The 25,380-nt window shown below is 70.8% G+C and carries 23 protein-coding genes; 11 read left to right on the forward strand and 12 right to left on the reverse strand.

What is annotated here, in order from left to right; translation table 11 throughout:
* Positions 1–3: 3 nt before the first annotated feature.
* On the forward strand, positions 4–2,082 hold the full coding sequence (locus ABZS61_RS01920; protein ID WP_356414619.1) for a molybdopterin oxidoreductase family protein: 2,079 nt from the start codon (positions 4–6) through the stop codon (positions 2,080–2,082).
* On the opposite strand, the gene ABZS61_RS01925 is transcribed toward ABZS61_RS01920, so the two are convergent.
* The 3 genes from ABZS61_RS01925 to ABZS61_RS01935 are packed head-to-tail and all read right to left on the reverse strand — an operon-like array spanning position 2,045 to position 3,479.
* Positions 2,045–2,494 (reverse strand): gamma-glutamylcyclotransferase family protein, encoded by a 450-nt coding sequence (locus ABZS61_RS01925; protein WP_356414622.1) that lies wholly within the window; start codon positions 2,492–2,494, stop codon positions 2,045–2,047. The two genes, ABZS61_RS01920 and ABZS61_RS01925, sit on opposite strands and share 38 nt — an antisense overlap.
* Entirely contained in the window at positions 2,491–2,829 is a 339-nt protein-coding gene (cutA, locus tag ABZS61_RS01930; RefSeq protein ID WP_356414625.1) for a divalent-cation tolerance protein CutA, read from the reverse strand. The genes ABZS61_RS01925 and cutA overlap by 4 nt, the downstream gene beginning before the upstream one ends.
* Before the next feature lie 59 nt (positions 2,830–2,888).
* Positions 2,889–3,479, reverse strand: coding sequence for an NAD(P)H-dependent oxidoreductase (locus tag ABZS61_RS01935; RefSeq protein WP_356414628.1), 591 nt, complete (start codon positions 3,477–3,479; stop codon positions 2,889–2,891).
* 68 nt (positions 3,480–3,547) lie between these two features.
* On the opposite strand from ABZS61_RS01935, the gene ABZS61_RS01940 reads away from it, so the two are divergent.
* From ABZS61_RS01940 to ABZS61_RS01955, 4 genes are all read left to right on the forward strand, one after another.
* Positions 3,548–4,342: an aminotransferase class IV family protein gene (locus ABZS61_RS01940; RefSeq protein ID WP_356414631.1), complete on the forward strand. Its 795-nt coding sequence runs from the start codon at positions 3,548–3,550 to the stop codon at positions 4,340–4,342.
* A 54-nt stretch (positions 4,343–4,396) separates the two neighbouring features.
* A complete protein-coding gene (locus ABZS61_RS01945; protein WP_356414634.1) occupies positions 4,397–4,858 on the forward strand; it encodes a DUF5990 family protein in 462 nt (153 codons plus the stop codon).
* Between the two features lie 336 nt (positions 4,859–5,194).
* A complete protein-coding gene (locus ABZS61_RS01950) occupies positions 5,195–5,812 on the forward strand; it encodes a hypothetical protein (RefSeq protein WP_356414637.1) in 618 nt (205 codons plus the stop codon).
* Positions 5,813–5,836: 24 nt separating this feature from the next.
* Positions 5,837–6,469 carry a class F sortase gene (locus tag ABZS61_RS01955; RefSeq protein ID WP_356414640.1) on the forward strand — a complete coding sequence of 211 codons (633 nt, stop codon included), beginning with the start codon at positions 5,837–5,839 and terminating at the stop codon, positions 6,467–6,469.
* Between the two features lie 67 nt (positions 6,470–6,536).
* On the opposite strand, the gene ABZS61_RS01960 is transcribed toward ABZS61_RS01955, so the two are convergent.
* Entirely contained in the window at positions 6,537–7,328 is a 792-nt protein-coding gene (locus ABZS61_RS01960; protein WP_356414642.1) for a TSUP family transporter, read from the reverse strand.
* A gap of 147 nt (positions 7,329–7,475) precedes the next feature.
* Here ABZS61_RS01960 and ABZS61_RS01965 point away from each other — a divergent pair, with 147 nt between their 5' ends.
* The 4 genes from ABZS61_RS01965 (at position 7,476) to ABZS61_RS01980 (ending at position 12,950) form a co-directional block, all read left to right on the forward strand.
* A complete protein-coding gene (locus ABZS61_RS01965; protein WP_356414645.1) occupies positions 7,476–8,723 on the forward strand; it encodes an FAD-dependent oxidoreductase in 1,248 nt (415 codons plus the stop codon).
* Positions 8,723–11,308, forward strand: a complete 2,586-nt coding sequence (nirB, locus tag ABZS61_RS01970; RefSeq protein ID WP_356414648.1) for a nitrite reductase large subunit NirB — start codon at positions 8,723–8,725, stop codon at positions 11,306–11,308. Before ABZS61_RS01965 ends, nirB begins: the two co-directional genes overlap by 1 nt.
* A complete protein-coding gene (gene nirD / locus ABZS61_RS01975; RefSeq protein ID WP_356414651.1) occupies positions 11,308–11,667 on the forward strand; it encodes a nitrite reductase small subunit NirD in 360 nt (119 codons plus the stop codon). The genes nirB and nirD overlap by 1 nt, the downstream gene beginning before the upstream one ends.
* Before the next feature lie 116 nt (positions 11,668–11,783).
* Entirely contained in the window at positions 11,784–12,950 is a 1,167-nt protein-coding gene (locus ABZS61_RS01980) for an alkaline phosphatase PhoX (protein WP_356414654.1), read from the forward strand.
* A 57-nt stretch (positions 12,951–13,007) separates the two neighbouring features.
* Here ABZS61_RS01980 and ABZS61_RS01985 read toward each other — a convergent pair whose 3' ends face one another.
* The 5 genes from ABZS61_RS01985 to ABZS61_RS02005 all read right to left on the reverse strand — a co-directional run bounded on the left by ABZS61_RS01985 (position 13,008) and on the right by ABZS61_RS02005 (position 20,421).
* Positions 13,008–13,430, reverse strand: a complete 423-nt coding sequence (locus tag ABZS61_RS01985; RefSeq protein WP_356414657.1) for a VOC family protein — start codon at positions 13,428–13,430, stop codon at positions 13,008–13,010.
* A gap of 167 nt (positions 13,431–13,597) precedes the next feature.
* A complete protein-coding gene (locus tag ABZS61_RS01990) occupies positions 13,598–14,614 on the reverse strand; it encodes a helix-turn-helix domain-containing protein (protein ID WP_356414660.1) in 1,017 nt (338 codons plus the stop codon).
* 488 nt (positions 14,615–15,102) lie between these two features.
* Entirely contained in the window at positions 15,103–17,814 is a 2,712-nt protein-coding gene (gene ppdK / locus ABZS61_RS01995) for a pyruvate, phosphate dikinase (RefSeq protein ID WP_356414663.1), read from the reverse strand.
* Between the two features lie 548 nt (positions 17,815–18,362).
* On the reverse strand, positions 18,363–19,511 hold the full coding sequence (dusB, locus tag ABZS61_RS02000) for a tRNA dihydrouridine synthase DusB (protein WP_356414666.1): 1,149 nt from the start codon (positions 19,509–19,511) through the stop codon (positions 18,363–18,365).
* A gap of 46 nt (positions 19,512–19,557) precedes the next feature.
* Positions 19,558–20,421: a helix-turn-helix transcriptional regulator gene (locus ABZS61_RS02005; RefSeq protein ID WP_356414669.1), complete on the reverse strand. Its 864-nt coding sequence runs from the start codon at positions 20,419–20,421 to the stop codon at positions 19,558–19,560.
* Between the two features lie 152 nt (positions 20,422–20,573).
* On the opposite strand from ABZS61_RS02005, the gene ABZS61_RS02010 reads away from it, so the two are divergent.
* Positions 20,574–21,995, forward strand: coding sequence for an MFS transporter (locus tag ABZS61_RS02010; protein WP_356415140.1), 1,422 nt, complete (start codon positions 20,574–20,576; stop codon positions 21,993–21,995).
* Positions 21,996–22,052: 57 nt separating this feature from the next.
* Here the strand turns inward: ABZS61_RS02010 and ABZS61_RS02015 are convergent, their stop codons facing one another.
* From ABZS61_RS02015 to ABZS61_RS02025, 3 genes are all read right to left on the reverse strand, one after another.
* Positions 22,053–22,274 (reverse strand): DUF6243 family protein, encoded by a 222-nt coding sequence (locus ABZS61_RS02015; RefSeq protein ID WP_356414672.1) that lies wholly within the window; start codon positions 22,272–22,274, stop codon positions 22,053–22,055.
* Positions 22,275–22,476: 202 nt separating this feature from the next.
* Entirely contained in the window at positions 22,477–22,680 is a 204-nt protein-coding gene (locus tag ABZS61_RS02020; protein ID WP_329211258.1) for a hypothetical protein, read from the reverse strand.
* A gap of 92 nt (positions 22,681–22,772) precedes the next feature.
* Entirely contained in the window at positions 22,773–24,155 is a 1,383-nt protein-coding gene (locus tag ABZS61_RS02025) for a glycine--tRNA ligase (protein ID WP_356414676.1), read from the reverse strand.
* 218 nt (positions 24,156–24,373) lie between these two features.
* Between ABZS61_RS02025 and ABZS61_RS02030 the strand changes: the two genes are divergently transcribed.
* Positions 24,374–25,345, forward strand: a complete 972-nt coding sequence (locus ABZS61_RS02030) for a metal ABC transporter substrate-binding protein (protein WP_356414679.1) — start codon at positions 24,374–24,376, stop codon at positions 25,343–25,345.
* The last annotated feature ends 35 nt before the right edge of the window (positions 25,346–25,380 follow it).

Consider the following 25,380-nt stretch of genomic DNA (forward strand, 5'->3'; position numbering starts at 1 on the left):
CGTATGGCCCGCACCGAGACGTCCACCCATTGCCCGTACTGCGCGCTGCAGTGCGGGATGAAACTGCGACCGGGTACCGATGGCGCGGTGCCCGAGGTCGTGGAGCACACCGCTTTCCCCGTCAACCGGGGTGCCCTGTGCGGGAAGGGGCGCACCGCCCCCGCCGTGCTCGCCGCCGGTGTGCGGCTGACCGAGCCCCTCGTGCGCGACGAGGTCAGCGGTGAGCTGGTGCCGGCCGGCTGGGACGAGGCCCTGGACCGGATCGCCGGCGCGCTGCGCGGTACGCGGGCCGGGTACGGGGCGGACGCGGTGGGCGTCTTCGGCGGCGGCGGGCTCACCAACGAGAAGGCGTACGCGCTGGGGAAGTTCGCCCGGGTCGTCCTCGGCACGTCCCAGATCGACTACAACGGGCGCTTCTGCATGTCGTCGGCCGCCGCGGCGCACCAGCGGGCGTTCGGGCTCGACCGCGGGCTGCCGTTCCCCCTGGAGGACATTCCGCGGACCGGGTGCGTGATCCTGGTCGGCTCGAACCTCGCGGAGACGATGCCGCCCGCGCTGCGCTATCTGACGGAGCTGCGGGAGAACGGCGGCCGGCTGATCGTCATCGATCCGCGCCGCACGAGGACCGCCGAGCAGGCCGATCTGCATCTGACGCCCCGGCCGGGCACGGATCTGGCGCTCGCCCTCGGGATGCTGCATCTGGTCGTGGCGGAGGGGCGGGTGGACGAGGAGTTCGTCCGCACCCGTACGAGCGGCTGGGACGATGCCAGGGCGGGTGCGATGGCGCACTGGCCGGAGCTGGTGGAGCGCATCACCGGGGTGCCCGTGCCGCAGCTGCGCGAGGCCGTGGAGATGTTCTGCGGCGCGGAGACCGGGATGGTCCTCACCGCGCGGGGCCCCGAGCAGCAGTCGAAGGGGACGGACACGGTCGGTGCGTGGATCAACTTCTGCCTGGCCACCGGCAGGGCGGGGCGTCCACTGTCCGGGTACGGCTGCCTGACCGGCCAGGGCAACGGCCAGGGCGGCCGGGAACACGGCCAGAAGGCCGATCAGCTGCCGGGCTACCGCAAGCTCACCGATCCGGCCGCGCGCCGCCATGTGGCCGGGGTCTGGGGCGTCGACCCCGACTCGCTGCCGGGGCCGGGACGCAGCGCGTACGAGCTGCTGGACGCGCTGGGGCAGGACGTGAGGTCGTTGCTGGTGATGGCTTCCAATCCGGTCGTCTCGGCCCCGCGCGCCGGGCACATCGAGGAGCGGCTGCGGTCGCTGGACTTCCTCGCGGTCGCGGATGTGGTGCTGTCGGAGACGGCGGCGCTGGCCGATGTGGTGCTGCCGGTGACGCAGTGGGCGGAGGAGAGCGGCACCACGACCAATCTGGAGGGCCGGGTGCTGCTGCGGCAGCGGGCGGTCACGGCGCCGCCGGGGGTGCGCAGCGATCTGGAGGTGCTGAACGCCCTGGCCGGGCTCCTGGGGCACGGGAAGGGCTTCCCGGTCGATCCGGAGGAGGTCTTCGACGAGCTGCGGCGGGCTTCGGCGGGCGGGCCCGCCGACTACGCGGGCATCACCTACGCGAGGATCGCGGCGGAGGACGGGGTGTTCTGGCCCTGCCCGGACGAGGAGCACGCCGGGACGCCGCGGCTGTTCCTCGACCGGTTCGCGACGGACGACGGGCGGGCCCTGTTCGTGCCGGTCACCCACCGGCCGGCCGCGGAGGAGACGGATGCCGAGTACCCGGTCGTGCTGACCACGGGGCGGGTCGTGTCCCAGTACCAGTCGGGGGCGCAGACCCGCCGGGTGGCCGAGCTGAACGCGGCCGCGCCGGGCCCCTTCGTGGAGCTGCATCCGCGGCTCGCCGAGCGGATCGGGGTGGCCGAGGGCGAATCGGTCGCGGTCACCTCACGGCGCGGGCGGGCGGTCGCGCCGGCCCGGATCACGGTGGGTATCCGGCAGGACACCGTGTTCATGCCGTTCCACTGGCCGGGCGAGGGCCGGGCCAACACCCTGACGAACCCGGCCCTGGACCCGGTGTCGCGCATGCCGGAGTTCAAGGTGTGCGCGGTGCGGGTGGAGGCCGCCGGGTGAGCCAGGCCCCCGAGGGGATGGGTGTCCCGCCCGTGCGCAGGGTGCGGGTGACGGCGGTGGCGGCGAAGTAGACCCAGGCACGGACCGGCTCGGCCGGTTCCGGCCCGGGGAGCACCTGCCGGACCACCCGTTCGTACAGGTTGCGCGGGTGGTCCGGGCCCAGGTACTCCTCAAGGTGGTCCAGGAGCCCGAGCAGTTCCCCGTACGCCCCGGGCGCGGCGGTCACGAGTGCGCCGTGGACCGTGCCGTGGCCCTCGATGGCGTACGGATATCCGGGCCCTTCGTAGAGAAGGGCTCCCGGCAGTACCGCCGGCTGTTCCGCGCCGGTACGGCCCCGCAGGATCAGGTCGTGGTTGCGCTCGCCGGGGAGCAGCGTGCCGTACACGAAGAACGGCAGTCCCGCGTCGGTCACAGGGCCGCCGCGGACGCCGTCTCCGCCGTCACCCACGCGAGGTAGCGGGCGCTGCCGCGCACCACGGGCGTCGCGATGATCTCCGGGGTGTCGTAGTCGTGCGCCGCGACGAGGTGCGCCTCCAGTTCGTCGTACCGCTCGGCCTTCGTCTTGAGGAGCACCTGCCACTCCTCGGTGGTCTCGATGGCGTTCTGCCAGCGGTAGACGGAGGTGACGGGGGCGGAGATCTGGGCGCAGGCGGCGAGGCGTGCCTCCACGGCACCCCGGGCCAGGAGGTGGGCCTTCTCCTCGCTGTCCGTCGTGGTCAGTACGGTCAGCCATGCCGGCTCGGTCATCCCCGGGGCTCCTCGGTCTCGACGGCGTACGGGCCCCTCGATTGTCGTCCCCGGACGGGTCAGGCGCCGTACGGATGCCGTTCCCTGGCCTCGCGCAGGGCGCGGCCCCACCAGAACAGCTGGTCGAGCATCGTCTTGGCCGCGGCGTCGGAGGGGGCCGGGTCCTTGGGCCTGCCCCGGTCGTCGAAGAGCGCACCCGCGTTGTGGAAGGAGACGGTGTCGCGTACGGAGACGGCATGCAGTTCGGCGAAGACCTGGCGGAGGTGTTCAACGGCCCTCAGGCCGCCGGAGATTCCGCCGTAGCTGACGAAGGCGACGGGTTTGGCCTGCCATTCGGCGTAGTGCCGGTCGATGAGGTTCTTCAAGGGGGCCGGGTAGGAGTGGTTGTACTCGGGGGTGAGGACGACGAAGGCGTCGGCCCGCGCCAACCGGGGCGCTACGTCCGCGGGTCGGGCACCGGGGCGGTGGGAGGGGGCCTCGGATTCGGCGACGTCGATGAAGTCGGTCTCGATGTCCGGGTGGTCTGCCGCCCGGTCGAGGAACCACTCGGCGACGACGGGTCCGAAGCGGCCCTCGCGGTTGCTGCCGAGGATGACGGCCACCTTCAGCGGGGCGGCGGATGCGGTGGGATGGGGCGTGTCGATGTCCATGCACCGCAGACTCACACCTCAACCATGATTGAGGTCAAGTCCGGCACGCCACGGCTACGGTGGAGCGCATGACAACTCCCGCAGCCGTGCCGTACGTCGAGATCAACGGCCACCGGGCCACCGGGGAAGACCTTCGGATCCCCGCGTTCGCCGGCTACGGCCACTTCACGGCGATGCAGGTCAGGGACGGGAAGGTGCGGGGGCTCGCCCTGCACCTGGACCGGCTGGACTCGGCGAGCCGGGAGCTGTTCGACCAGCCCCTGGCCGGGGAACACGTGCGCGGGCTGATCCGGCACGCGCTCGAAGGCGCCGGGGTACGGGACGCGTCGGTGCGGGTGCACGGCTTCCTCCCGCCGGGCGATACGGCGACGACCCCAATGGTGACGGTGCGGCCGCCCGCACGGATGTCCACCGCGCCGAAGAGCCTGATGTCTGTGCCGTACGCGCGCACCGTGCCCCACATCAAGCGCCCGGGCGAGTTCGGCCAGACCTATTACGGGCTGCAGGCCGGGCGGGCGGGCTTCGACGAGGCGCTGCTGACCGCGCCGGGCGGCGTGGTGACCGAGGGGTCGATGACCAACATCGGTTTCTGGGACGGTGCTTCGGTGGTCTGGCCGGATGCTCCCGTACTGACCGGCATCACCATGGCCCTCCTGGAGAGCGGCCTCGCGCAGGCCGGCCGGCCGCCGGAGCGCCGCCCGGTGACACTGGGGGACCTGGGCGACTACCGGGCGGCCTTCGTCACCAACTCGCAGGGCATCGCGCCGGTCCACCGGATCGACGACACGTCCTTCGCGGTCGACGAGGAACTGATGAAGCAGCTCGCGCAGGTCTACGAGGACACCCCCTGGGACACCGTCTGAACCGTGAGGCGCGATCCGTGCACCGCCGGGGGGCAGGTGCAGGAGCATGGGGACATGCAGATCCACATCGAAGCCTCAGAACTCCCCGGCCGCACCTGCCGCCCGGGCACCGACTTCGCCGGTTTCGACAACATCCACGTAGGCGTGCAGCGCAAGGACAGGCCCGACGAGCTGCTGGGACTGCATCCCGGCGATGCCCCCTCCGCCGCCTGGACACTGGACTGCACCGCCACCCCGACCGCCGACGGCGTCGAGATCACGGGGCCGTACATCCAGAACCGGCTCGGCGGGCGCTTCGTCTACCTGTCCTGGGGAACGGTGGACGAGTCCGGCGTCTTCACCATGTTCCGGCGCGCCAAACTGATGATCGCCGATGTCGACGGGAGCGTCCTGGACGCCGCCGCCCGGACCGGGCACCTCACCGCGCGGCTGCGCCTGACCGACGGCAAGGGGCAGCCGCGGTGCGCCCGCGTACGCCCTCCGGACATCACGTGGTCCGCCACGGACGGCGCATGACACCGCCCCCACCGGTCCCAGGGGGGGTTGGGCCGGTGAGGGCGGTTGCCGTGGGGGCGGCGGGGGGCGCCGTCCCGTGGGGGGTGTGAACCTTGTGCCCGGGTCTCCCAGGACCATACATGTGATGTGCGTCACATGTCATGGTTCACGGCGTCACTCGATCGGCACCCGGCGGGCCCAGCGGCCCCCACCACCGCCACGACCTGCACCGGGCCGGGCGGGCGGGTGCGCCCGACAGGTCCGTACGGGTGAGAACTGACCATGCGTCAACTGGCGGCAGGCGGGCGCCGCCCGTTGTCTCGGAGGAAGACACACCCGCCTTCCCGGAGGATTCCCATGCGCAGCCCTGCCCGCCTCGTGACCGGTACCGCCGCCGCGGCCCTCACCGCCGTCGCGCTCGGCCTCGCCACCGCCCCGTCCGCTTGCGCCGAGAGCGCGGTGGCGAGGCCGGAGTCGCCCGCCTGGCAGGCACCCCGGACGAATCCGGGGACGGATTCCGGGGCCGGAACCGAAGCGGAGACCGATCCGAAGGCGCAGACGGAACCCGGGGCGGACACGGACCCCGGTACGGAGACGGAGCTGACCGAGACCGAGCTCGCGGAGACCGGTCTCACCGAGACCGAGCTGACCGAGGCGGAGCTGACCGAGACCGAGCTGACCGAGACCGAGCTCACGGAGACGGAACTGGGGACGGTGGTACGGCCCGGAACGAGCCCGCGGCCCGAGCCCGTCAAACCGCCGCCAGGGACGAAGCCCGCGCCCGCCAAGCCGCCCGTGTCCCCGCCCGGGACCTGGCCCGAGCGTCCCTCCGGGCACGTCGGGACCGGTGTCGGCGGCAGCGCCGGACCCGACACCGTCCAGCTCGTGGCGGGCGCCGGAGTCCTCGGCGCGGCAGCCGTCGGCGGCGTCTGGCTCCTGCGCCGGCGTCGCACGGACGGCGCGCAGGACGGCTGACGGCGACACCGCGAGGACGACGACGTGGACAGGACGACCTTGAGGTCCAGGGCATGGCTGGTGGGTGTCACCGCGCTGTGCGGCGTCTGGCTCGTCCAGAACGGTGCGGCCACCCGGACCGCCGCACCCCAGCCGTCCACGGCCGAGGCCTTCGCCGCGGGTCCCGAACTCCGGCCGGGATCGGCGGTCGCCGAACCGCTGCGCCCCTCCGAACCGGTCCGGATCCGCATCCCCGGCATCGGCGTGGACGCACCCATGATGCGCCTGGGCCTCGGCCGGGACGGCGGCCTCGACGTACCGCCGGCCGGGAACCGCAACATCGCGGGCTGGTTCAAGGGCGGTGCCCCGCCCGGCGCGAAGGGCACCGCGGTCGTCGCCGGTCATGTCGACAACGCCCAGGGGCCGTCGGTCTTCTACGGGCTCGGGTCGCTGAAGAAGGGGACCGGGGTCGAGATCGACCGCAAGGACGGCCGCACCGCCGTCTTCTCGGTCGACGCGATCGAGGTGTACGACAACGAGGACTTCCCCGACCAGCGGGTCTACGGCGCATCGCCGCACGCGTCCCTGAGGCTGATCACCTGCGGCGGCGGCTTCTCGCCGCAGACCGGCTACCTGGGGAACGTGGTGGTGTACGCCCATCTCACCGAAGTGCGGTGATCAGCCGACCGGATGGTCAGGCCGCACGAGATGAACAGGGCGGCCGGACGAGGAGCCGTCCAGGCGGTCAGGCCGACCACTGGTCGAAGCCGAGCTTGGCGACCAGCGAGAACACCACGACCAGCAGGACCCCGCGGACGAAGTCGCTGCCCTTCCTGAGTGCCATGCGCGCTCCGAACATGCCGCCCGCCAGATTGAATACGGCCATCAGCGCGGCCAGCTGCCACAGCACGGTGCCCTGGTAGGCGAACATCGCCAGCGCGCCGGCGTTGGTGCAGACGTTCACGATCTTGGCGGTGGCGGACGCCGTCACCAGGTCGAGGTGGAGTACGGCGGTAAGGGCCAGCACGAGGAAGGTTCCCGTGCCCGGCCCGAACAGCCCGTCGTAGAAGCCGATACCGCCGCCGACCAGCACGATCGCGGTGACGGTGCGGGCCCGGGTGACTTTGTTGCCCGTGCCGTCGCCGGCCGCGGCCGTACCGAAGGAGGGCCGCAGCATGACGAAGGCCGCCACACCGAGCAGCACCACCATGATCACCGGGCGCAGCACGTCGCTGCTGATCCCCGCGGCGAAGAAGGCGCCGGTCATCGACCCGGCGAGGGCCATGAGCCCGATCCTTACGGCGGTCCCCACCCGCACCGGCGCCTTGCGCACGTAGGTCACCGCGGCCCCCGAGGTGCCGACGATGGCGACCGCCTTGTTGGTGCCGAGGATGTGCGCGGCGGGAACGTTCGGCAGGCCCAGCAACAGAGCGGGCAGGAGGAGGAGCCCTCCGCCGCCGACCACCGCATCGATCCAGCCCGCCGCGGCGGCGGCCAGGCAGAGCAGGACGAGGGTGGTCAGCGTTATCTCGGGCATGTCCGTGACCTTAGGCAAGCGATAGGTGCCCAGTCCAACCAGTTGCCCGGCCCTCACAGAGGGCCTCCCCGCGCGCTGAGCGCAAGGTTCCTCCCGGGAAACAGGAGGGATGCGGTCGGGTAACACCGGCCCCGCAGTCTCTTCGTCATGAGGACACAGAGCGGGAACACGGCGCGTGTGGTGGTGATCGGCGCCGGGATGGCGGGCGCACGGCTCGCCGCCCGGGTCCCCGGTGTCACCGTCATCGGCGAGGAGGAGCACGCACCGTACAACAGGGTGCTGCTCGCCGAGGTGCTTGCCGGACGGTACGAGCCCGACGTCATCGCGCTGCCGCCCGCCGGGGTGCGGCGCGGGGTGCGGGTCGTACGGATCGACCGGTCGGACCGGCTGGTGCACTGCGACGACGGCAGCGTCATCGGGTACGAGCGCCTGGTGCTGGCCACCGGCTCCAACCCGGTGCTGCCGCCGCTGCGGGGCCTCGGCCACACGCTGCCTGACGGGGTGCATCCCTTCCGCACCCTCGACGACTGCCTGGCCCTGCGCGCCGCCGTACGTCCCGGGGTACGCGCCGTCGTCATCGGCGGCGGGCTCCTCGGAGTCTCCGCGGCCCGTGCGCTGGCCGAGTGCGGCGCCCAGGTGGTGCTGGCCCAGCAGGGCGAGCACCTCATGGAGCGGCAGCTGGACGCCGAGTCGGCCGCACTGCTGCGGCGTCACCTGGAGGCCCTCGGCGTCGAGGTGCACACCGAGTGCCGGGTGCGCGGTCTGCGCTGCACCGACGGTGCCACCCCCGCGGTACGCGCCGTGGAGCTCGCCGACGGCTACGAGCTGGAGGCCGAGATCACGGTGCTGGCCTGCGGGGTCCGCCCCAGGACGGGTCTGGCACAGGCTGCCGGGCTCGACGTCCGCAAGGGCGTCGTCGTCGACGACGAACTGCGCACCTCGGACCCATACATCCACGCGGTCGGCGACTGTGCCGAGCACCGCGGCACCGTGTACGGGCTGGCGGGTGCCGCGCTGGAACAGGCGGACGTGTTGGCCGAGGTGCTGGCCGGCGGCTCGGCCCGCTACGAGGGCACCCGGGCCCTGACCCGGCTCACCCTGCGCTCCCCCGCCGCCGTCCCGGTCGCCGCCGGTGTCGCCGGTGCTCCGGGCGGTCTCGACCTGGCGGCCTTCGGTGACTCCCGACCGATGCCCGGCGACGACGTGATCCGGCTGGCCGACGCCACCCGGGGCGCGTACCGCACGGTCGTCGTCCGGGGCGACCGGCTGGCCGGCGGGGTGCTGCTCGGCGATCTCGCCGCGGTCGGCACCCTCGCCCGGACCTGGCAGGACGACGAGCCCCTCCCCGCCGACATGTCCCTGCTCCACCTGCTCACCAACGACGGAGGCTTCTGATGCCGGTGTCCACTCCCCCGAACGCCCCCACCGCAGGCGTGCCGACGATCGTGGTCGTCGGACACGGCATGGTCGGGCAGCGGTTCCTGGAAGCGCTCGCCGACCGCGGCCTGACCGCCACCGCCGGGACCGCCAGGGTCGTCGTGCTCTGCGAGGAGCCCCGCCCCGCCTACGACCGGGTGCAGCTGACCTCCTACTTCTCCGGGAAGACGCCGGAGGACCTCTCGCTCGTCGAGCCGGACTTCATGGCGCGGCACGGCATAGAACTGCACGTCGGCGACCCGGCGGAGAGCGTCGACCGCGAGGCACGCACGGTCACCGCGCGCTCCGGGCAGACCTTCTCGTACGACACACTGGTGCTGGCCACCGGCTCGTACCCCTTCGTGCCGCCGGTTCCCGGCAAGGACACCGAGGGCTGTTTCGTCTACCGCACCATCGAGGACCTCCTCGCGATCGAGGAGTACGCGAAGACCGCGACGACCGGCGCGGTGGTCGGCGGCGGGCTGCTCGGCCTGGAGGCCGCGGGCGCCCTGAAGGGCCTCGGACTCAGCACGCACGTCGTGGAGTTCGCGCCCCGGCTGATGCCGGTCCAGGTCGACGACGGCGGCGGCGCGGCACTGCTGCGCACGATCGAGGACATGGGCCTCTCCGTCCACACGGGCGTCGGCACCCAGGAGGTCACCGCGGGCGAGGACGGCCGGGTCAACGGCATGTCCCTCTCCGACGGCTCCTCGCTCGCCACCGACCTCGTCGTCTTCTCCGCCGGTGTACGCCCCCGGGACCAGCTGGCCCGCGACTGCGGCCTGGCGGTCGGCCCGCGCGGCGGCATCATCGTCGACGAGGAGTGCCGCACCTCGGACAGCTCCGTGTTCGCGATCGGTGAGTGCGCGCTGGCCTCGGACGGCCGGGTGTACGGGCTGGTGGCGCCGGGCTACGAGATGGCCGTGGCGGTCGCCGAGGTGGTCGCGGGCAACGCGGCCTCGTTCACCGGCGCCGACCTGTCGACGAAGCTGAAGCTGCTCGGCGTGGACGTCGCCTCGTTCGGTGACGCGCACGGGGCGGCCGAGGGCTGCCTCGACGTGGTCTATTCGGATTCCCGCTCGGGCGTCTACAAGAAGCTGGTGATCGGCCGGGACGGGACGCTGCTCGGCGGGGTCCTGGTCGGGGACGCCGACCAGTACGGCACGCTGCGGCCGATGACCGGCACGGTCCTGCCGGTCGCGCCGGAGCAACTGGTGCTGCCGGCCGGTGCGGGCGGCCCGGTCACGCTCGGCCCGTCCTCGCTGCCCGACGAGGCCGTGATCTGCTCCTGCCACAACGTGACCAAGGGCGCGATCTGCGAGCACACCACGCTGCCCGAGGTGAAGAAGTGCACCAAGGCGGGAACGGGCTGCGGAAGCTGCGTCAAGGTCATCGGACAGCTGCTGCCGCAGCCCGAGGACCAGGGCCTGTGCGGCTGCTTCGCGTACACCCGCAGCGAGTTGTACGAGATCGTCCGCACCCTGGGTGTCACGTCGTACGCCGGGCTGCTGGACTCGCACGGCCGCGACGAGGCCAAGGGCGGTGACGGCTGCGAGGTCTGCAAGCCGACGGTAGGTTCGATCATCGCCTCGCTGGCGCCGACGGTCGGTGCGAGCGGCTACGTCCTGGACGGCGAGCAGGCGGCCCTCCAGGACACCAACGACCACTTCCTGGCCAACCTCCAGCGCAACGGCTCCTACTCGATCGTGCCGCGCATCCCGGGCGGTGAGATCACCCCGGAGAAGCTGATCGTGATCGGCGAGGTGGCCCGGGACTTCGGCCTCTACACGAAGATCACCGGCGGCCAGCGGATCGACCTGTTCGGCGCCCGCGTCGACCAGCTCCCGCTGATCTGGACCCGCCTCGTGGACGCCGGATTCGAGTCGGGGCACGCGTACGGGAAGTCGCTGCGCACGGTGAAGTCCTGTGTGGGGCAGACCTGGTGCCGCTACGGCGTGCAGGACTCGGTGAAGATGGCGATCGACCTGGAGCTGCGCTACCGGGGGCTGCGTTCGCCGCACAAGCTGAAGTCGGCGGTCTCCGGCTGCGCCCGCGAGTGCGCGGAGGCCCGCGGCAAGGACTTCGGGATCATCGCGACCGCCCAGGGCTGGAACCTGTACGTCGGCGGCAACGGCGGCGCCACACCGCGCCACGCGGACCTGCTGGCCCAGGACCTGTCCGACGCCGAACTGGTCCGTCTCATCGACCGGTTCCTCATGTTCTACATCCGCACGGCGGACCGGCTGGAGCGCACCTCGACCTGGCTGGACCGGATCGAGGGCGGCCTGGACCACGTACGGGACGTCGTCGTCCACGACTCGCTGGGCCTCTGCGACGAGCTGGAGCGGCTGATGGCCGACCACGTCCGCGGCTACCGCGACGAGTGGGCCGAGACCATCAACGACCCGGAGCGGCTGCGCCGCTTCGTGACCTTCGTCAACGCCCCCGACGCACCCGACCCCTCGGTGAAGTTCGTCCCCGAGCGCGACCAGGTCAAGCCCGACCTGGACATCCTCGCGGGCCCCGTGCTCGCCATCCGCACCCTCGAAGGGACTCCCTCCTGATGACGACCCAGACTCTGGAAACGGCGCAGGACACCCGGACGATCCAGCTCGCGGACGGGGACGGCTGGCTCACGGTCTGCGACCGCGACCTGCTGACCCCGGGGCGCGGTGTGGCGGCCCTCCTCCCGGACGGCAGGCAGGTCGCGCTGTTCGTGGACCGATCGGGGCGGGCGTACGCGATCGACAACCGCGACCCGTTCACCGGCGCGTACGTCCTGTCCCGGGGCCTGATCGGCTCCGCGGCCGGTCGGCCGTTCGTGGCATCGCCGCTGCTGAAGCAGCGCTTCGACCTGGAGACGGGTGCGTGCCTGGACGACGACGAGGTCACCGTGCCGGTCTTCGCGGTCCGCGCGGACTGATCCCGTTCCGTTCACCGCCTGTTGACGCTCCGTCAACTGCGTCCCTCTACTGTCCTGACGTTCGCCCCGCCGGGCCGACCGGACCGGCGGGCCCTCACGTCACCCGTGGAGTGATCGTGGAACGTCGGACCTTCTTGCGCACAGCGGTGATCGGCGGCTCGGCGGCGGCCTTCGGCGGCACCCTGTGGCGGGGTGCCGCCTTCGCCGACCCCGCCCAGCCGGCCGCAGGACCCTACGGCGCGCTTCAGGCCGCCAACAGCAACGGCATCCTGCTGCCGAGCGGTTTCACCAGCAGGATCATCGCCCGCTCGGGGCAGACCGTCCCCGGCACCTCGTACGCCTGGCACAGCGCACCCGACGGCGGTGCGACGTTCACCGACGGCAGCGGCTGGATCTACGTCTCCAACGCCGAGGTCTCCTCGGGCAGCGGCGGCGGGGCGAGCGCGGTGCGGTTCAACTCCTCCGGGACCGTCACCGGCGCGTACCGGATCCTGTCCGGCACGAACAACAACTGCGCGGGCGGCCGGACCCCGTGGAACACCTGGCTGTCCTGCGAGGAGGTCACCCGCGGCTTCGTCTACGAGACGGACCCGTGGGGCGTGAACGCAGCCGTGCAGCGCCCCGCACTGGGCCGTTTCAAGCACGAGGCGGCGGCGGCCGACCCCGACCACGGGTACGTCTACCTCACCGAGGACGAGACGGACGGCCGCTTCTACCGCTTCCGCCCCACCACCTGGGGCAACCTGTCCTCCGGCACCCTGCAGGTCCTGGTGGCGGGCTCCGGCACCTCGGGCCCGGTGACCTGGACGACGGTCCCCGACCCGGACGGCTCGCCCACCCTGACCCGCTACCAGGTCTCCGGCGCCAAGGTCTTCAACGGCGGTGAGGGCTGCTTCTACGCGGCGGGCACCTGCTGGTTCACCACCAAGGGCGACAACCGGGTGTGGGCGTACGACGCGAACGCGTCCAGCATCTCGCTCGCCTACGACGACTCGCTCGTCACCGGCGGCAGCGCCCCGCTGACCGGCGTGGACAACGTCACCCGGTCCGCCTCGGGCGACCTGTACGTCGCCGAGGACGGCGGGAACCTGGAGATCTGCCTGATCACCCCGGACGACACCGTCGCGCCGTTCCTGCGGGTCAGCGGCCAGTCCGGCTCGGAGATCACCGGCCCCGCCTTCTCCCCGGACGGCAGGCGGCTCTACTTCTCCTCGCAGCGCGGGACGAGCGGGAGCTCCTCCGGCGGTATCACCTACGAGGTCACGGGGCCGTTCCGCAGCTGAGCAGGACCGCGGCCCCACGTCGCCGTTCCGGCGCCGTGGGGCTGTCCTCCCCGGCCATCAGGCCTGGCCGCCGCCTTCGATCGCCGCCGGGTCCATCCACACGACCTCCCAGATGTGGTGGTCCGGGTCCTGGAAGGAACGGCCGTACATGGAGCCCATGTCCATGGGCTCGTTGGCCGGGGACCCGCCCGCGGCGAGGGCGGCGTCCGCCATCTCGTCGACCTTGGCTCTGCTGTCCGCGCTGAGGGCGATGAGGACCTCCGTCGTCTTCGACGCGTCGGCGATCTCCTTCTTGGTGAAGTCCTTGAAACGGGGCTCGCTGATGAGCATGGCGAAGATCGTGTCGCTGATGACCAGACAGGCGGTCGTCTCGTCGCTGAACTGCGGGTTGAAGCCGAAGCCGAGCTTCCCGAAGAAGTTCTTCGTCGTCTCCAGGTCCTTGACCGGCAGGTTCACGAAGATCATCTGAGGCTGAGGCATGAGGTTCCACTTCTTCCGTCCCGGCACTTCGCGTGCTCCGTAGCGCTGGTTTCGCGCGCTGTCGAGGGGTAGACGGCAGCGCCCGCCGGAACTCATCGATCGCAGCGGAATTCCTCCCGGGCGAGCGTCCGCACCGCTCCGTGTCGGTTCCCGGGCTGCCCGGCCCGTCAGGACATCGCGAGCGGGGCACCGCCCCTGAGCAGTGAGTCGCCCAGCGGGGTGAGGGTGTGCAGGACCGAGCTGCCGTGGCGCAGGGTCAGGACCAGGCCGGCCTCGCGCAGCACGCAGGCGTGCTGGCTCGCCGAGGCCAGGGACACCCCGGTCCTGCGGGCCAGCTCGCTCGTCGTGCAGCCGTTGCCTATGGCCCGCAGGACGGCGGAGCGGGTGTGCCCGACGAGCCGCCCCAGCCAGGGGCCCGGCTCGGCGAAGGCCGGGGCGGCCCGGTGGGTGACCGGGTAGACGAGGACCGGCGGGAGGTTCGGGTCCCGGTAGACGACCGGGGTGCCACGGCAGAAGAACGAGGGCTGCAGGAGCAGGCCCCGCCCGTCCAGGTGCAGCTCGCGGTCCACGGGGTAGTCCGCCTCGAGCACGGGTTCCCGCCAGCGGATCATGGGCGGCAGGGTGGACAGGAGCTCGTCCGTGCCGCCGTCCAGCAGGGCACGGCCCCGGATGGCCCGGTCCGCCTCGACGCTCGCCCGGACGTGCTGCCAGTACGGCTCGACGGCGGCGCGGTGGTAGCTGCGCAGGGCGGCTATGAGGCGTCCCAGCGGTTCCGTACGCCCCTCGGCGAGCGCGTCCAGCAGGGCCGCGGGGGTCCTGCCGCCGCCGGACGACCGCTGCGGGCGGGGGCGGTTTCCGGCCAGTAGGGCCAGTTCGCCGTGGAGGCGTTCCACGGGGGTGTCGCGCATCGCCTCCATTCCCGCGTCCAGACCGAATGGCTCGGCGACTTCCTGCGTCGGCGTCAGGAAGTCCGGGAAATAGCCGCGGGGCGGAACGACCGCGGAGAGCAGACGCGTTTCACCGTTCAACCGGGTCCGGGATTCACTGCGCCATTTCCCGAAGACCGTGGAACCCCTCCTGTCCCTCAACCGGTGAAAACTGAGAATGGTTTCCCACATTGCGTCCGGCCTGGCGGCCATCCGCACTCGGGAAAGGTCCTCTCCGGACACATGGATACGAAGCACCGAACCCCCACTGTTGCAACCGCAATCGCCCCCATCGAAGGGTATGCATATCGTCACAGGACGTCACCACGGGGTTTCGGCCACAGTTGAAACGTCTCGCCCACATCCTCGCCGACCGAAAAGCTGTACGACGTCGGGTACGCATCCGGCGCCACCGAAAGAGCGGGTGAGGGCCGTGGGGGGCTTTGCCTGTTCGGCGGCGGTGTGCGACGGTGCGGCTCCGTACCCGACGGGGGTAAGCCGGGTGCGGTCCATGGGTGGGGATCCATGGACCGCACCCCGGTCCGTTCGGTGGAATTTGCTCACCGAACGAAGAAAAGCAACAACCCTCAATGGTCCGTAATTCAAATGACGAAGCGGCGGCACCCCCGCACAGGGTGCCGCCGCTTCCGGGTTTTCCGGAGCCGCCGTCGGATCGGTGAGGGTACGGATGATCCGCCGGCGGCTCCGGAGTCGTGGTCGCAGGTGTCAGTCGGCCGGTGGTGCGCTCAGCGGCTGTCGCTGCCCTTCGAACCGGCAGCGGCGCGGCCTGCCTCGAGCCTCGCCACCGGGATGCGGAACGGCGAGCAGGAGACGTAGTCCAGGCCCACCTCGTGGAAGAAGTGCACCGACTCCGGGTCACCGCCGTGCTCACCGCAGACACCGAGCTTGAGGTCCGGGCGGGTGGCCAGGCCGGCCTCCACGGCGCTGCGCACGAGCGCGCCGACGCCGTCCTTGTCGATCGTCTCGAACGGCGACACCCCGAAGATGCCCTTCTCCAGGTACGCGGTGAAGAACGAGGCCTCCACGTCGTCGCGGGAGAAGCCCCACACCGTCTGGGTGAGGTCGTTCGTGCCGAAGGAGAAGAACTGCGCGGCCTCGGCGATCTGACCGGCGGTCAGCGCGGCGCGCGGCAGCTCGATCATCGTGCCGATCGTCAGCTTCAGCTCCGTACCGGTGGCCGCCTCGACCTCGGCGATCACCTGGTCGGCCTCCTCGCGGACGATCTCCAGCTCCTGGACCGTGCCGACGAGCGGAATCATGATCTCGGCGCGCGGGTCGCCCTTCGCGTTCTTGCGCTGCGCCGCCGCTTCCGCGATCGCGCGGACCTGCATCGCGAACAGACCCGGGATGACCAGGCCGAGACGGACACCGCGCAGCCCCAGCATCGGGTTCTGCTCGTGCAGCTTGTGCACGGCCTGCAGCAGGCGCAGGTCGTTCTCGTTGGCGTCCTTGCGGGACTCGGCGAGCGCGACCCGTACGGAGAGCTCGGTGATGTCGGGCAGGAACTCGTGCAGCGGCGGGTCGAGCAGCCGGACGGTGACGGGCAGCCCGTCCATCGACTCGAACAGCTCGATGAAGTCGGCCTTCTGGAGCGGCAGGAGCGCGGCGAGGGCGTCCTCGCGCTCTTCGTCGGTGTCCGCGAGGATCAGCTTCTCGACCATCTCGCGGCGCTCGCCGAGGAACATGTGCTCGGTGCGGCACAGGCCGATGCCCTGGGCACCGAAGCGACGGGCGCGCGAGGCGTCCTCGGCGTTGTCGGCGTTCGCCCGCACCCGCAGTCGGCGTACCCGGTCCGCGTACGCCATGATCCGGTGCACGGCGGCGACCAGCTCGTCGGCGTCGTCGGCACCCGCGTGCATCCGGCCCTCGAAGTACTCGACGACCGGGGACGGCACGACGGGGACCTCACCGAGGTAGACCTTGCCGGTGGAGCCGTCGACCGAGACGAGGTCGCCCTCCTCGACGACCGTGTCGCCGACCGTGAGCCTGCGGCGCTTGGTGTCGACCTCGATCTCCTCGGCGCCGCAGACACAGGTCTTGCCCATGCCGCGTGCGACGACGGCGGCGTGCGAGGTCTTGCCGCCGCGCGAGGTGAGGATGCCTTCGGCGGCGATCATGCCGTCGAGGTCGTCGGGGTTGGTCTCCCGGCGGATGAGGATGACCTTCTCGCCGGACCGCGACCACTTGACCGCGGTGTACGAGTCGAAGACGGCCTTCCCGACCGCCGCACCCGGCGACGCGGCGATGCCACGGCCCAGGAGCACGGTGCTGGCCGCGTCGTCGAAGCGCGGGAACATCAGCTGCGCGAGCTGGGCGCCGTTGACGCGCTGGAGCGCCTCGGCCTCGTCGATGAGGCCCTGGTCGACGAGCTGGGTGGCGATCCGGAAGGCGGCACCGGCGGTGCGCTTGCCGACCCGGGTCTGGAGCATCCAGAGCTGACCGCGCTCGATGGTGAACTCGATGTCGCAGAGGTCCTTGTAGTGGGTCTCCAGCGTCTCCATGATCTTCATCAGCTGGTCGTACGACGCCTTGTCGATCGACTCCAGGTCCGCGAGCGGCACCGTGTTGCGGATGCCCGCCACGACGTCCTCGCCCTGCGCGTTCTGCAGGTAGTCGCCGTACACACCCTGGTGGCCGCTGGCCGGGTCACGGGTGAAGGCGACGCCCGTACCCGAGTCGGGGCCCAGGTTGCCGAAGACCATCGAGCAGATGTTGACGGCCGTGCCGAGGTCGCCGGGGATGCGCTCCTGGCGGCGGTAGAGCTTCGCCCGGTCCGTGTTCCACGAGTCGAAGACGGCCTTTATGGCCAGGTCCATCTGCTCACGCGGGTCCTGCGGGAAGTCGCGTCCGGCATCCCGGTTGACGATCTTCTTGAACTGCTTGACCAGCTTCTTCAGGTCCGCCGCGTCCAGGTCCACGTCGACGGTGACGCCCTTGGCCTCCTTGGCCGCCTCCAGCGCCTCCTCGAAGAGGTCGCCCTCGACCCCGAGGACCGTCTTGCCGAACATCTGGATGAGACGGCGGTAGGAGTCCCAGGCGAAGCGCTCGTCGCCGGACTGGGCGGTGAGCCCGACGACCGAGGCGTCGGAGAGGCCGATGTTGAGGACCGTGTCCATCATGCCCGGCATCGAGAACTTGGCGCCGGAGCGGACCGAGACCAGCAGCGGGTCGTCGGCCTGGCCGAGCTTCTTGCCCATCCGCTCCTCGAGCGCCGTGAGGTGCGCACTGACCTCGTCGCGCAGTTCGGCCGGCTCGTCACCACTGTCGAGGTAGACCTTGCACGCCTCGGTGGTGATGGTGAAGCCCGGAGGGACCGGCAGACCGAGATTGGTCATCTCGGCGAGGTTCGCACCCTTGCCGCCCAGAAGGTCCTTGAGCTCTTTGTTGCCCTCGGTGAAGTCGTAGACGAACTTCTGGGGATCTTTGTTTTCCGACACGGGTCTCGACTCCTCGAGGACGCGGTGGCTGCCCTGACGGCGAGGAACATACCCAGATCGAAGGTGTCTGGGTACGTCCACTTGCGCGTCATGAGGCCTCAACCACCCGTCCGCCAGCAGATCGAAAGTGATGCGGGAGGTCAGCCGGACCGAGGGTTTCGTTCATTTCTTGAATCAATAACTACCCAGTGCACTCAATTACGCGTCACTTCGCAACAGAGGGTAATGGTTACGTCGATCGATCAAAGTATTGCCGCCTGGCACCCAGTGCCATCATTTGAGAAGTACAGCAGGTGAAAGAGTGCTCATCTGAGCCACTCACCCCTCAAGGGTGGCGAGAATCACGCCCTCGAGCCCGCTCAGATGTCATCATCCGGACGCCGCAGAGACAGCGAACCGTCACCCAAGGATCACCCATTTATCACGGAACGTGAACACGAGCCTCGGGATGACCGCGCACGTGCTCGCCACACGTCGAATCACACTCAAAAGCCCGCTCAAACGAGCGGGCCAGAAAGCTGGGCACTCGGTGCCCCGTGCCGCAGTGCTCAGCCCCCTGAGGTGTCCAGCTCCGCATCGGCGCTCACGCCCGCGCAGTCATAGGGGTCCTTGAGCCAGCCGTCGGGCAGCGCCACCCGGTTGTTGCCGGACGTACGCCCGCGGGGGCCGTCCGCGCCGTCCGGCCACGGCTGGTCCAGCTCCAGCTCCTGAAGCTGCCCGCCCAGCTCCTCCAGCGAGGAGGTGACCGCCAGCTTCCTGCGCATCTCCGAGCCGACGGCGAAACCCTTCAGGTACCAGGCGACGTGCTTGCGGAAGTCGATCACGCCCCGGGTCTCGTCGCCGATCCACTCCCCCAGCAGCGTCGCGTGGCGCAGCATGACGTCCGCAACCGCGCGCAGGGCCGGCGCCTGCCTGGTCTCCGTACCCTCGAAGGCGCTGACGAGGTCGCCGAAGAGCCAGGGCCGCCCCAGGCAGCCGCGGCCGACGACCACGCCGTCGCAGCCCGTCTCGCGCATCATCCGCAGGGCGTCGTCCGCGCACCAGATGTCCCCGTTGCCGAGGACGGGGATCTCGGGGACGTGCTCCTTGAGGCGCGCGATCGCGTCCCAGTCCGCCGTGCCGCCGTAGTGCTGGGCGGTGGTCCTGCCGTGCAGGGCGACGGCCGTGATGCCCTCCTCGACGGCGATACGGCCCGCGTCGAGGTAGGTCATGTGGTCCTCGTCGATGCCCTTGCGCATCTTGATGGTGACCGGTAGATCGCCCGCGCCGGCCACGGCCTCGCGGAGGATCGCCCGCAGCAGGGGCCGCTTGTACGGGAGCGCGGACCCGCCGCCCTTGCGGGTGACCTTGGGCACGGGGCAGCCGAAGTTGAGGTCGATGTGGTCGGCGAGGTCCTCCTCGACGATCATGCGGACCGCCTTGCCGACGGTGACCGGGTCGACGCCGTACAGCTGGATGGAGCGGGGGGTCTCGCTCGCGTCGAAGTGGATGAGCTGCATGGTCTTCTCGTTGCGCTCGACCAGCGCCCGGGTGGTGATCATCTCGCTGACGAACAGCCCCTTGCCACCGGAGAACTCACGGCACAGGGTGCGGAACGGGGCGTTGGTGATGCCGGCCATGGGGGCGAGCACGACCGGCGGCTGCACGGTGTGCGGGCCGATCCGGAGCAGCGGGGGGGCGGGGGCGAGCGTGGTCATCCATCCATTGTCGCGTACGCGGGACGGGGCTCGGGATGCCGTCGGTTCAGGCTCCCACCGGAGACAGGGCCAGCAGGCGTTCGAGCCCCTGCCGGGACTCCTCGTCGGCGGGCACGTACGTCACGAGGCGGGGGCCCGCCGACGGGCCGAGCCACAGGTCGGTGTGGTCGAGGCGGAGCAGACCCACCCGGGCATTGCGGAACAGCTTGGTCCGCCCTCCGGGGCCCACGACCTCGTGCCGGGCCCAGATCTCGCCGAACTCCGGGGAGGCGGCCTCCAGGCGGCCCAGCAGCGTCTTCCAGGCCGGCTCGGCCAGGTGCTCCGCCATCGCACCGCGGAACTTGGCAGCCATCACCCGGCGCATCTCCGCCAGGTCGACCACGGAGGCGCGCCAGTCCTCGTTCGTGTAGGCGAGGAGCATGCAGTTGCGGTCCTCGGGAGCAACGGCGTCCAGGTCGCACAGCAGCCGCCCGTAGGTGCGGTTGTAGGCGAGGATGTCGTACCTGCTGTTCTGGATGCAGGCCGGGTAGGGCTCCAGCCGCGTGAGCAGCGCTTCGAGGGCCGGGGTGACTCCGGCGCAGCGGGAGCCCGGCGCGGGGTCGACGGCGCCGGCGAGGGCGAAGAGGTGGGAGCGCTCGCTGGGGTCCAGCAGCAGCGCCCGCGCCAGCGCGTCGAGGACCTGCGGGGACACGTGGATGTCACGGGCCTGCTCCAGCCACGTGTACCAGGTGACCCCTACGGCGGAGAGCTGTGCCACCTCCTCGCGGCGCAGGCCGGGGGTGCGCCTGCGGGGCCCGCGGGGCAGGCCCGCCTGCTCGGGGGTGATCCGCTCGCGGCGGCTGCGCAGGAACCCGGCGAGTTCGTGCCGCCTGATGTCGGTCTCGGGAGCCTCGGTCACCATCGTCGTCATACCCCCAGCGTGCCGAATGGCCCGGCGGTCTGCCAGGTGCTGCTTCTACCAGGATAAAGACACTCTGGTACCAGGCTGGGATCAGGTCCATCGTCGTTGACGTGAGTGAATCCCCTGTACTGACCAAGACACCCGCCGCCACCGGCACACCCGTGGGGCGGCACGACCACACCGCGCCCGTACTCGGCCGGCTCGGTCTGTTCACGGTGCTGCTCGGCGCGGCGCTGCCCCTCATCGACTTCTTCATCGTCAACGTCGCCCTGCCCACCATCGACCACGACCTGGCCGCGGGCCCCGCCCTGCTGGAACTGGTCGTCGCCGGGTACGGACTCTCGTACGCCGTGCTGCTCGTCCTCGGCGGGCGGCTGGGCGACATCGCGGGGAGGCGCAGGCTCTTCCTCATCGGGATGGCGGCCTTCGGGCTCACCTCGCTCGCCTGCGGGCTGGCTCCGGACGCCTGGACGCTCGTCGGGGCCAGGGTCGCGCAGGGGGCCGCCGCCGCGCTCATGCTGCCGCAGGTGCTCGCCACCATCCAGGCGGCCACCGCGGGGCACCGCCGGGCGCGGGCCATGAGCCTGTACGGGGCGACGGCCGGCCTGTCGATGGTCGCGGGCCAGATCCTCGGTGGCGTCCTCGTCTCCGCCGCCCCGCTGTCTTCGGTGTTCGGAGAGAGCGCGGGCTGGCGGTCGGTGTTCCTGGTGAACGTGCCGGTGGCCGTGGTGGGGCTGGTGCTGGCCGCCCGCTCCGTGCCGGAGACCCGCTCGGACCGGCCTGCCCCCGTCGACGTACCGGGCACGCTGCTGCTGGCCCTGTCGCTGGTGACGCTGCTGGCCCCGCTGACCGAGGGGCGTGCGGCGGGCTGGCCGCTGTGGACCTGGGTCTCGCTGGGGCTGTTCTCCTTCACCGCGTACGCCTTCTACCGGGTGGAGCGGCGGGCCGACGCGCGCGGGCAGACACCGCTGGTGCCGCCGAGCCTGCTGCGGCTGGAGTCTCTGCGGCGCGGTCTGACACTCGTGGTGCCGTTCTCCATCGGTTTCGGCGGCTTCATGTTCGTCATCGCCGTGGCCCTTCAGCAGGGACTGCGGATGGGCCCGGCAGCGGCGGGACTGTCGCTGGCGCCCATGGCCGCGACCTTCTTCGCGGCGTCGCTGGCCGGGCCCCGGCTGGTACGCCGGTTCGGCAGCCGGGTCGTGACGGCCGGCGGGATCATCCAGGGCGTGGGCGTCGTGGTGCTGGCGCTCGCCGTGTGGCGGGGCTGGCCGGACCTCGGCCTCCTGGGACTGCTGCCGGGAGTCGCGATCGCCGGGCTGGGGCAGGGACTGCAGCTGCCCGTGCTGTTCCGCATCGTGCTGTCCGACGTACCCGCCGGACGTGCCGGGGTGGGCGGCGGGGTGATGACGACGACGCAGCAGGCCGCGCTGGCCCTGGGGGTGGCGACGCTCGGGACACTGTTCCTCGCGCTGGCGCCGGGGGCGGGGATGCGGGACGCGCTCGTGGTGACGCTGCTGGTGCAGCTGGCGGCGGTCGTGCTGACGACCCTGCTGAGCCTGCGGCTGCCCCGCGCCGTCGGGTGAGGAACGAGGTGGGCCCGGATCACCGTGGTGATCCGGGCCCACTGTCGTACCGGTACGTCAGCTCTGTGCGGCCTGGCCGTCCTGCTGCGAGGAGGCGTCCGCCTGGGCGGAGCCGGAGCCCTCGGCGCGCTCACGCATCTTGCGCACCAGCTCCTGCTTCTGTTCGGCCGCGGTCCGGCGGTCGGCGTCGCGCGCGGGGCCCGCGCCCTGCTGCTCGGCGCGGGACAGCTTCTTGCGCTGTCCGCCCACACCGAGGAGGTTGTTGCGGCTCTTGGCCACGGGGTTCTCCCATTCGTGGTGAGAAGTGAGTCTGGAGAGATCAGCGATCTCAGGGATCTCAGGGATCGAATCGGTGGGCGACGGGCTCGCGGGCCCGTCGCGCTCTCACTCGTAGATCTGGAAGAACGAAGACATACCGAAAAAGGTACCCCGGCCCGGAGCGGCTCATCACCCGATTTTCTGCCGCGGGTCGGGAAGCGTCTCAGGCGCTCGGGTCGACCGTCGCCTGGTGGGACTCGGCGAGGTGCTCCTCGGCCTTCAGCCACGGCAGGAACTGCGCGCCCTTGCGCCACCCGCAGGTGTCACAGGTCAGCTGCCTCTGCATCCCCGACTTCCGCACGTGGACGACGTGTTCACGTCCGTGCTGGTCCCATCTGCTGACCTTGCTCGTGGTCATGGACGGCATCCTGGCCTCCTGTGGACGAGTGCGCCCAGTGTGCACGAAGCCCCCGGCTCCCTGCGCGGGAACCGAGGGCTTCGTTATGAAGCTGCGCGTGCTCAGCAGCCCAGCAGGCGGGAGCCGAGGTAGCCCTGGATCTGGTCCAGGGAGACGCGCTCCTGCTTCATGGTGTCGCGCTCGCGCACGGTCACCGCGTTGTCGTCGAGGGTGTCGAAGTCGACGGTGACGCAGAACGGCGTACCGATCTCGTCCTGACGCCGGTAGCGACGGCCGATGGCGCCCGCGTCATCGAACTCGATGTTCCAGTTCTTCCGCAGGTCCGCGGCGAGGCCCTTGGCCTTGGGCGACAGCTGCGGGTTGCGGGACAGCGGCAGGACCGCGACCTTGACCGGCGCCAGACGCGGGTCGAGGCGCATCACGGCGCGCTTCTCCATGACGCCCTTGGCGTTGGGGGCCTCGTCCTCGTTGTAGGCGTCGAGGAGGAAGGCGAGCAGCGAACGGCCGACGCCGGCTGCCGGCTCGATGACGTACGGCGTGTAGCGCTCGCCCTTCTCCTGGTCGAAGTAGGACAGGTCCGTGCCGGAGGCCTTGGAGTGCGCCTTGAGGTCGTAGTCGGTGCGGTTGGCGACGCCCTCGAGCTCGCCCCACTCGCTGCCGCCGAAGCGGAAGCGGTACTCGATGTCAGCGGTGCGCTTGGAGTAGTGGGAGAGCTTCTCCTGCGGGTGCTCGAACCACCGCATGTTCTCCTCGCGCAGACCCAGGCCGGTGTACCAGTTCCAGCGCTGCTCCATCCAGTACTCCTGCCACTGCTCGTCCTCGCCCGGCTTGACGAAGAACTCCATCTCCATCTGCTCGAACTCGCGCGTGCGGAAGATGAAGTTGCCCGGAGTGATCTCGTTCCGGAAGGACTTGCCCATCTGCGCGATGCCGAACGGCGGCTTCTTGCGCGAAGTCTGCTGCACCTGACCGAAGTTGGTGAAGATTCCCTGGGCGGTCTCGGGGCGCAGGTAGGCGACGGACCCGGAGTCCTGGGTCGGACCGAGGTGCGTGGAGAGGAGACCCGAGAACTGTTTGGGCTCGGTGAACGTGCCCTTGTTGCCGCAGTTGGGGCAGTTGAGGTCGGCCAGGCCGTTGACGGGCGGCTTGCCGTGCTTCTCCTCGTACATCTCCTCCAGGTGGTCGGCGCGGTAGCGCTTGTGACAGGAGGTGCACTCGGTGAGCGGGTCGGAGAAGGTGGCGACATGGCCGGAGGCGACCCAGACCTCGGGGGCCAGGATGACCGAGGAGTCGATGCCGACCACGTCCTCGCGCGAAGTGACCATGTAGCGCCACCACTGGCGCTTGAGGTTCTCCTTCAGCTCGACGCCCAGCGGCCCGTAGTCCCAGGCGGCCCTCTGGCCCCCGTAGATCTCACTGCAGGGGTAGACGAAGCCACGGCGCTTGCTCAGGCTGACGATGGTGTCGATCTTGTCGGCGGCCACGGTGCTCTCTTCATTGCGACGGCGAAATGGGACAGGGGCGGCGCAGAGCGCCTCGATGGGGGGCGGTGGTCGGGTGACGAGCGGGTGAGTGCCTCAGATTACCGGCGGGCGCACCCCTTGGATCAAATCGGCAGGGGGTTAACGGGATCCGGGCTGTGATCCGGGCATCTCATCGGCCTTGTTGACAATCGTTTCCAGTTTTGTTGAAAATGACTGTCATGAACGTACGCCGCCTCATACCCACGACCGCCGTCGCCGGAGCAGTCGCCCTCGGCCTCACCGCCCTCTCCGCATGCTCCTCCTCCGACGCGGCCGACAGCGCGGGCGGCGACAAGCTGAACGTGGTGGCGTCCTTCTACCCGATGCAGTTCCTGGCCGAGAGGATCGGCGGAACGCACGTCTCGGTCACACAGCTGACGAAGCCGGGCGTCGAGCCGCACGACCTGGACCTCACCCCGCGCCAGATCGGCGGACTGAGCGAGGCCGACTACATCCTGTTCCTCAAGGGCGTCCAGCCGGCCGTCGACGACGCGGTCGGCCAGGCCGGCGTCGAGAACACCGTGGACGCGGCGAAGCTCACCACGCTCGAGAACCACGGCTCCGAGGTCGACGGTCACGACCACGGGCACGAGGAGGGCGAGGAGCACGCGCACGAGGGCGAGGAGGCGGGCGCCGACCCGCACATCTGGCTGGACCCGGTGAAGTACGCCGAGGTCGCGAAGGGCGTCGGCAAGTCCCTGGAGAAGGCCGACCCCGACCACGCCGCGGACTACGCGAAGAACACGGACACCCTGGTCGACGAGCTGAACACGCTGAACACGGCGTACGAGACCGGGCTGAAGAACACCGCCACCAAGACCTTCATCACCACCCACTCCGCCTTCGGATACCTCGCCGAGCGCTACGGCCTCACCCAGGAGGGCATCGCCGGCATCGACCCCGAGGCCGAGCCCAGCCCGGCCCGGATCAACGAGATCCACGCCGTGGCGTCGAAGAACAAGGCCACCACCGTGTTCTTCGAGACGCTCGCCAGCGACAGGACAGCCAAGACACTGGCGAAGGACCTCGGACTGAAGACCGACGTCCTGGACCCGCTGGAGGGAATCACGGACTCCTCCAAGGGCGCCGACTACCTCGAGGTCATGAAGTCCAACCTGGCCGCGCTGCAGAAGGCCCTCGGCGCGAAGTGACCCCCACCCCGCCCGTACCAGCCGCATCGGAGGCG

Source organism: Streptomyces sp. NPDC005566 (assembly GCF_040605575.1).
Lineage (GTDB): Bacteria > Actinomycetota > Actinomycetes > Streptomycetales > Streptomycetaceae > Streptomyces.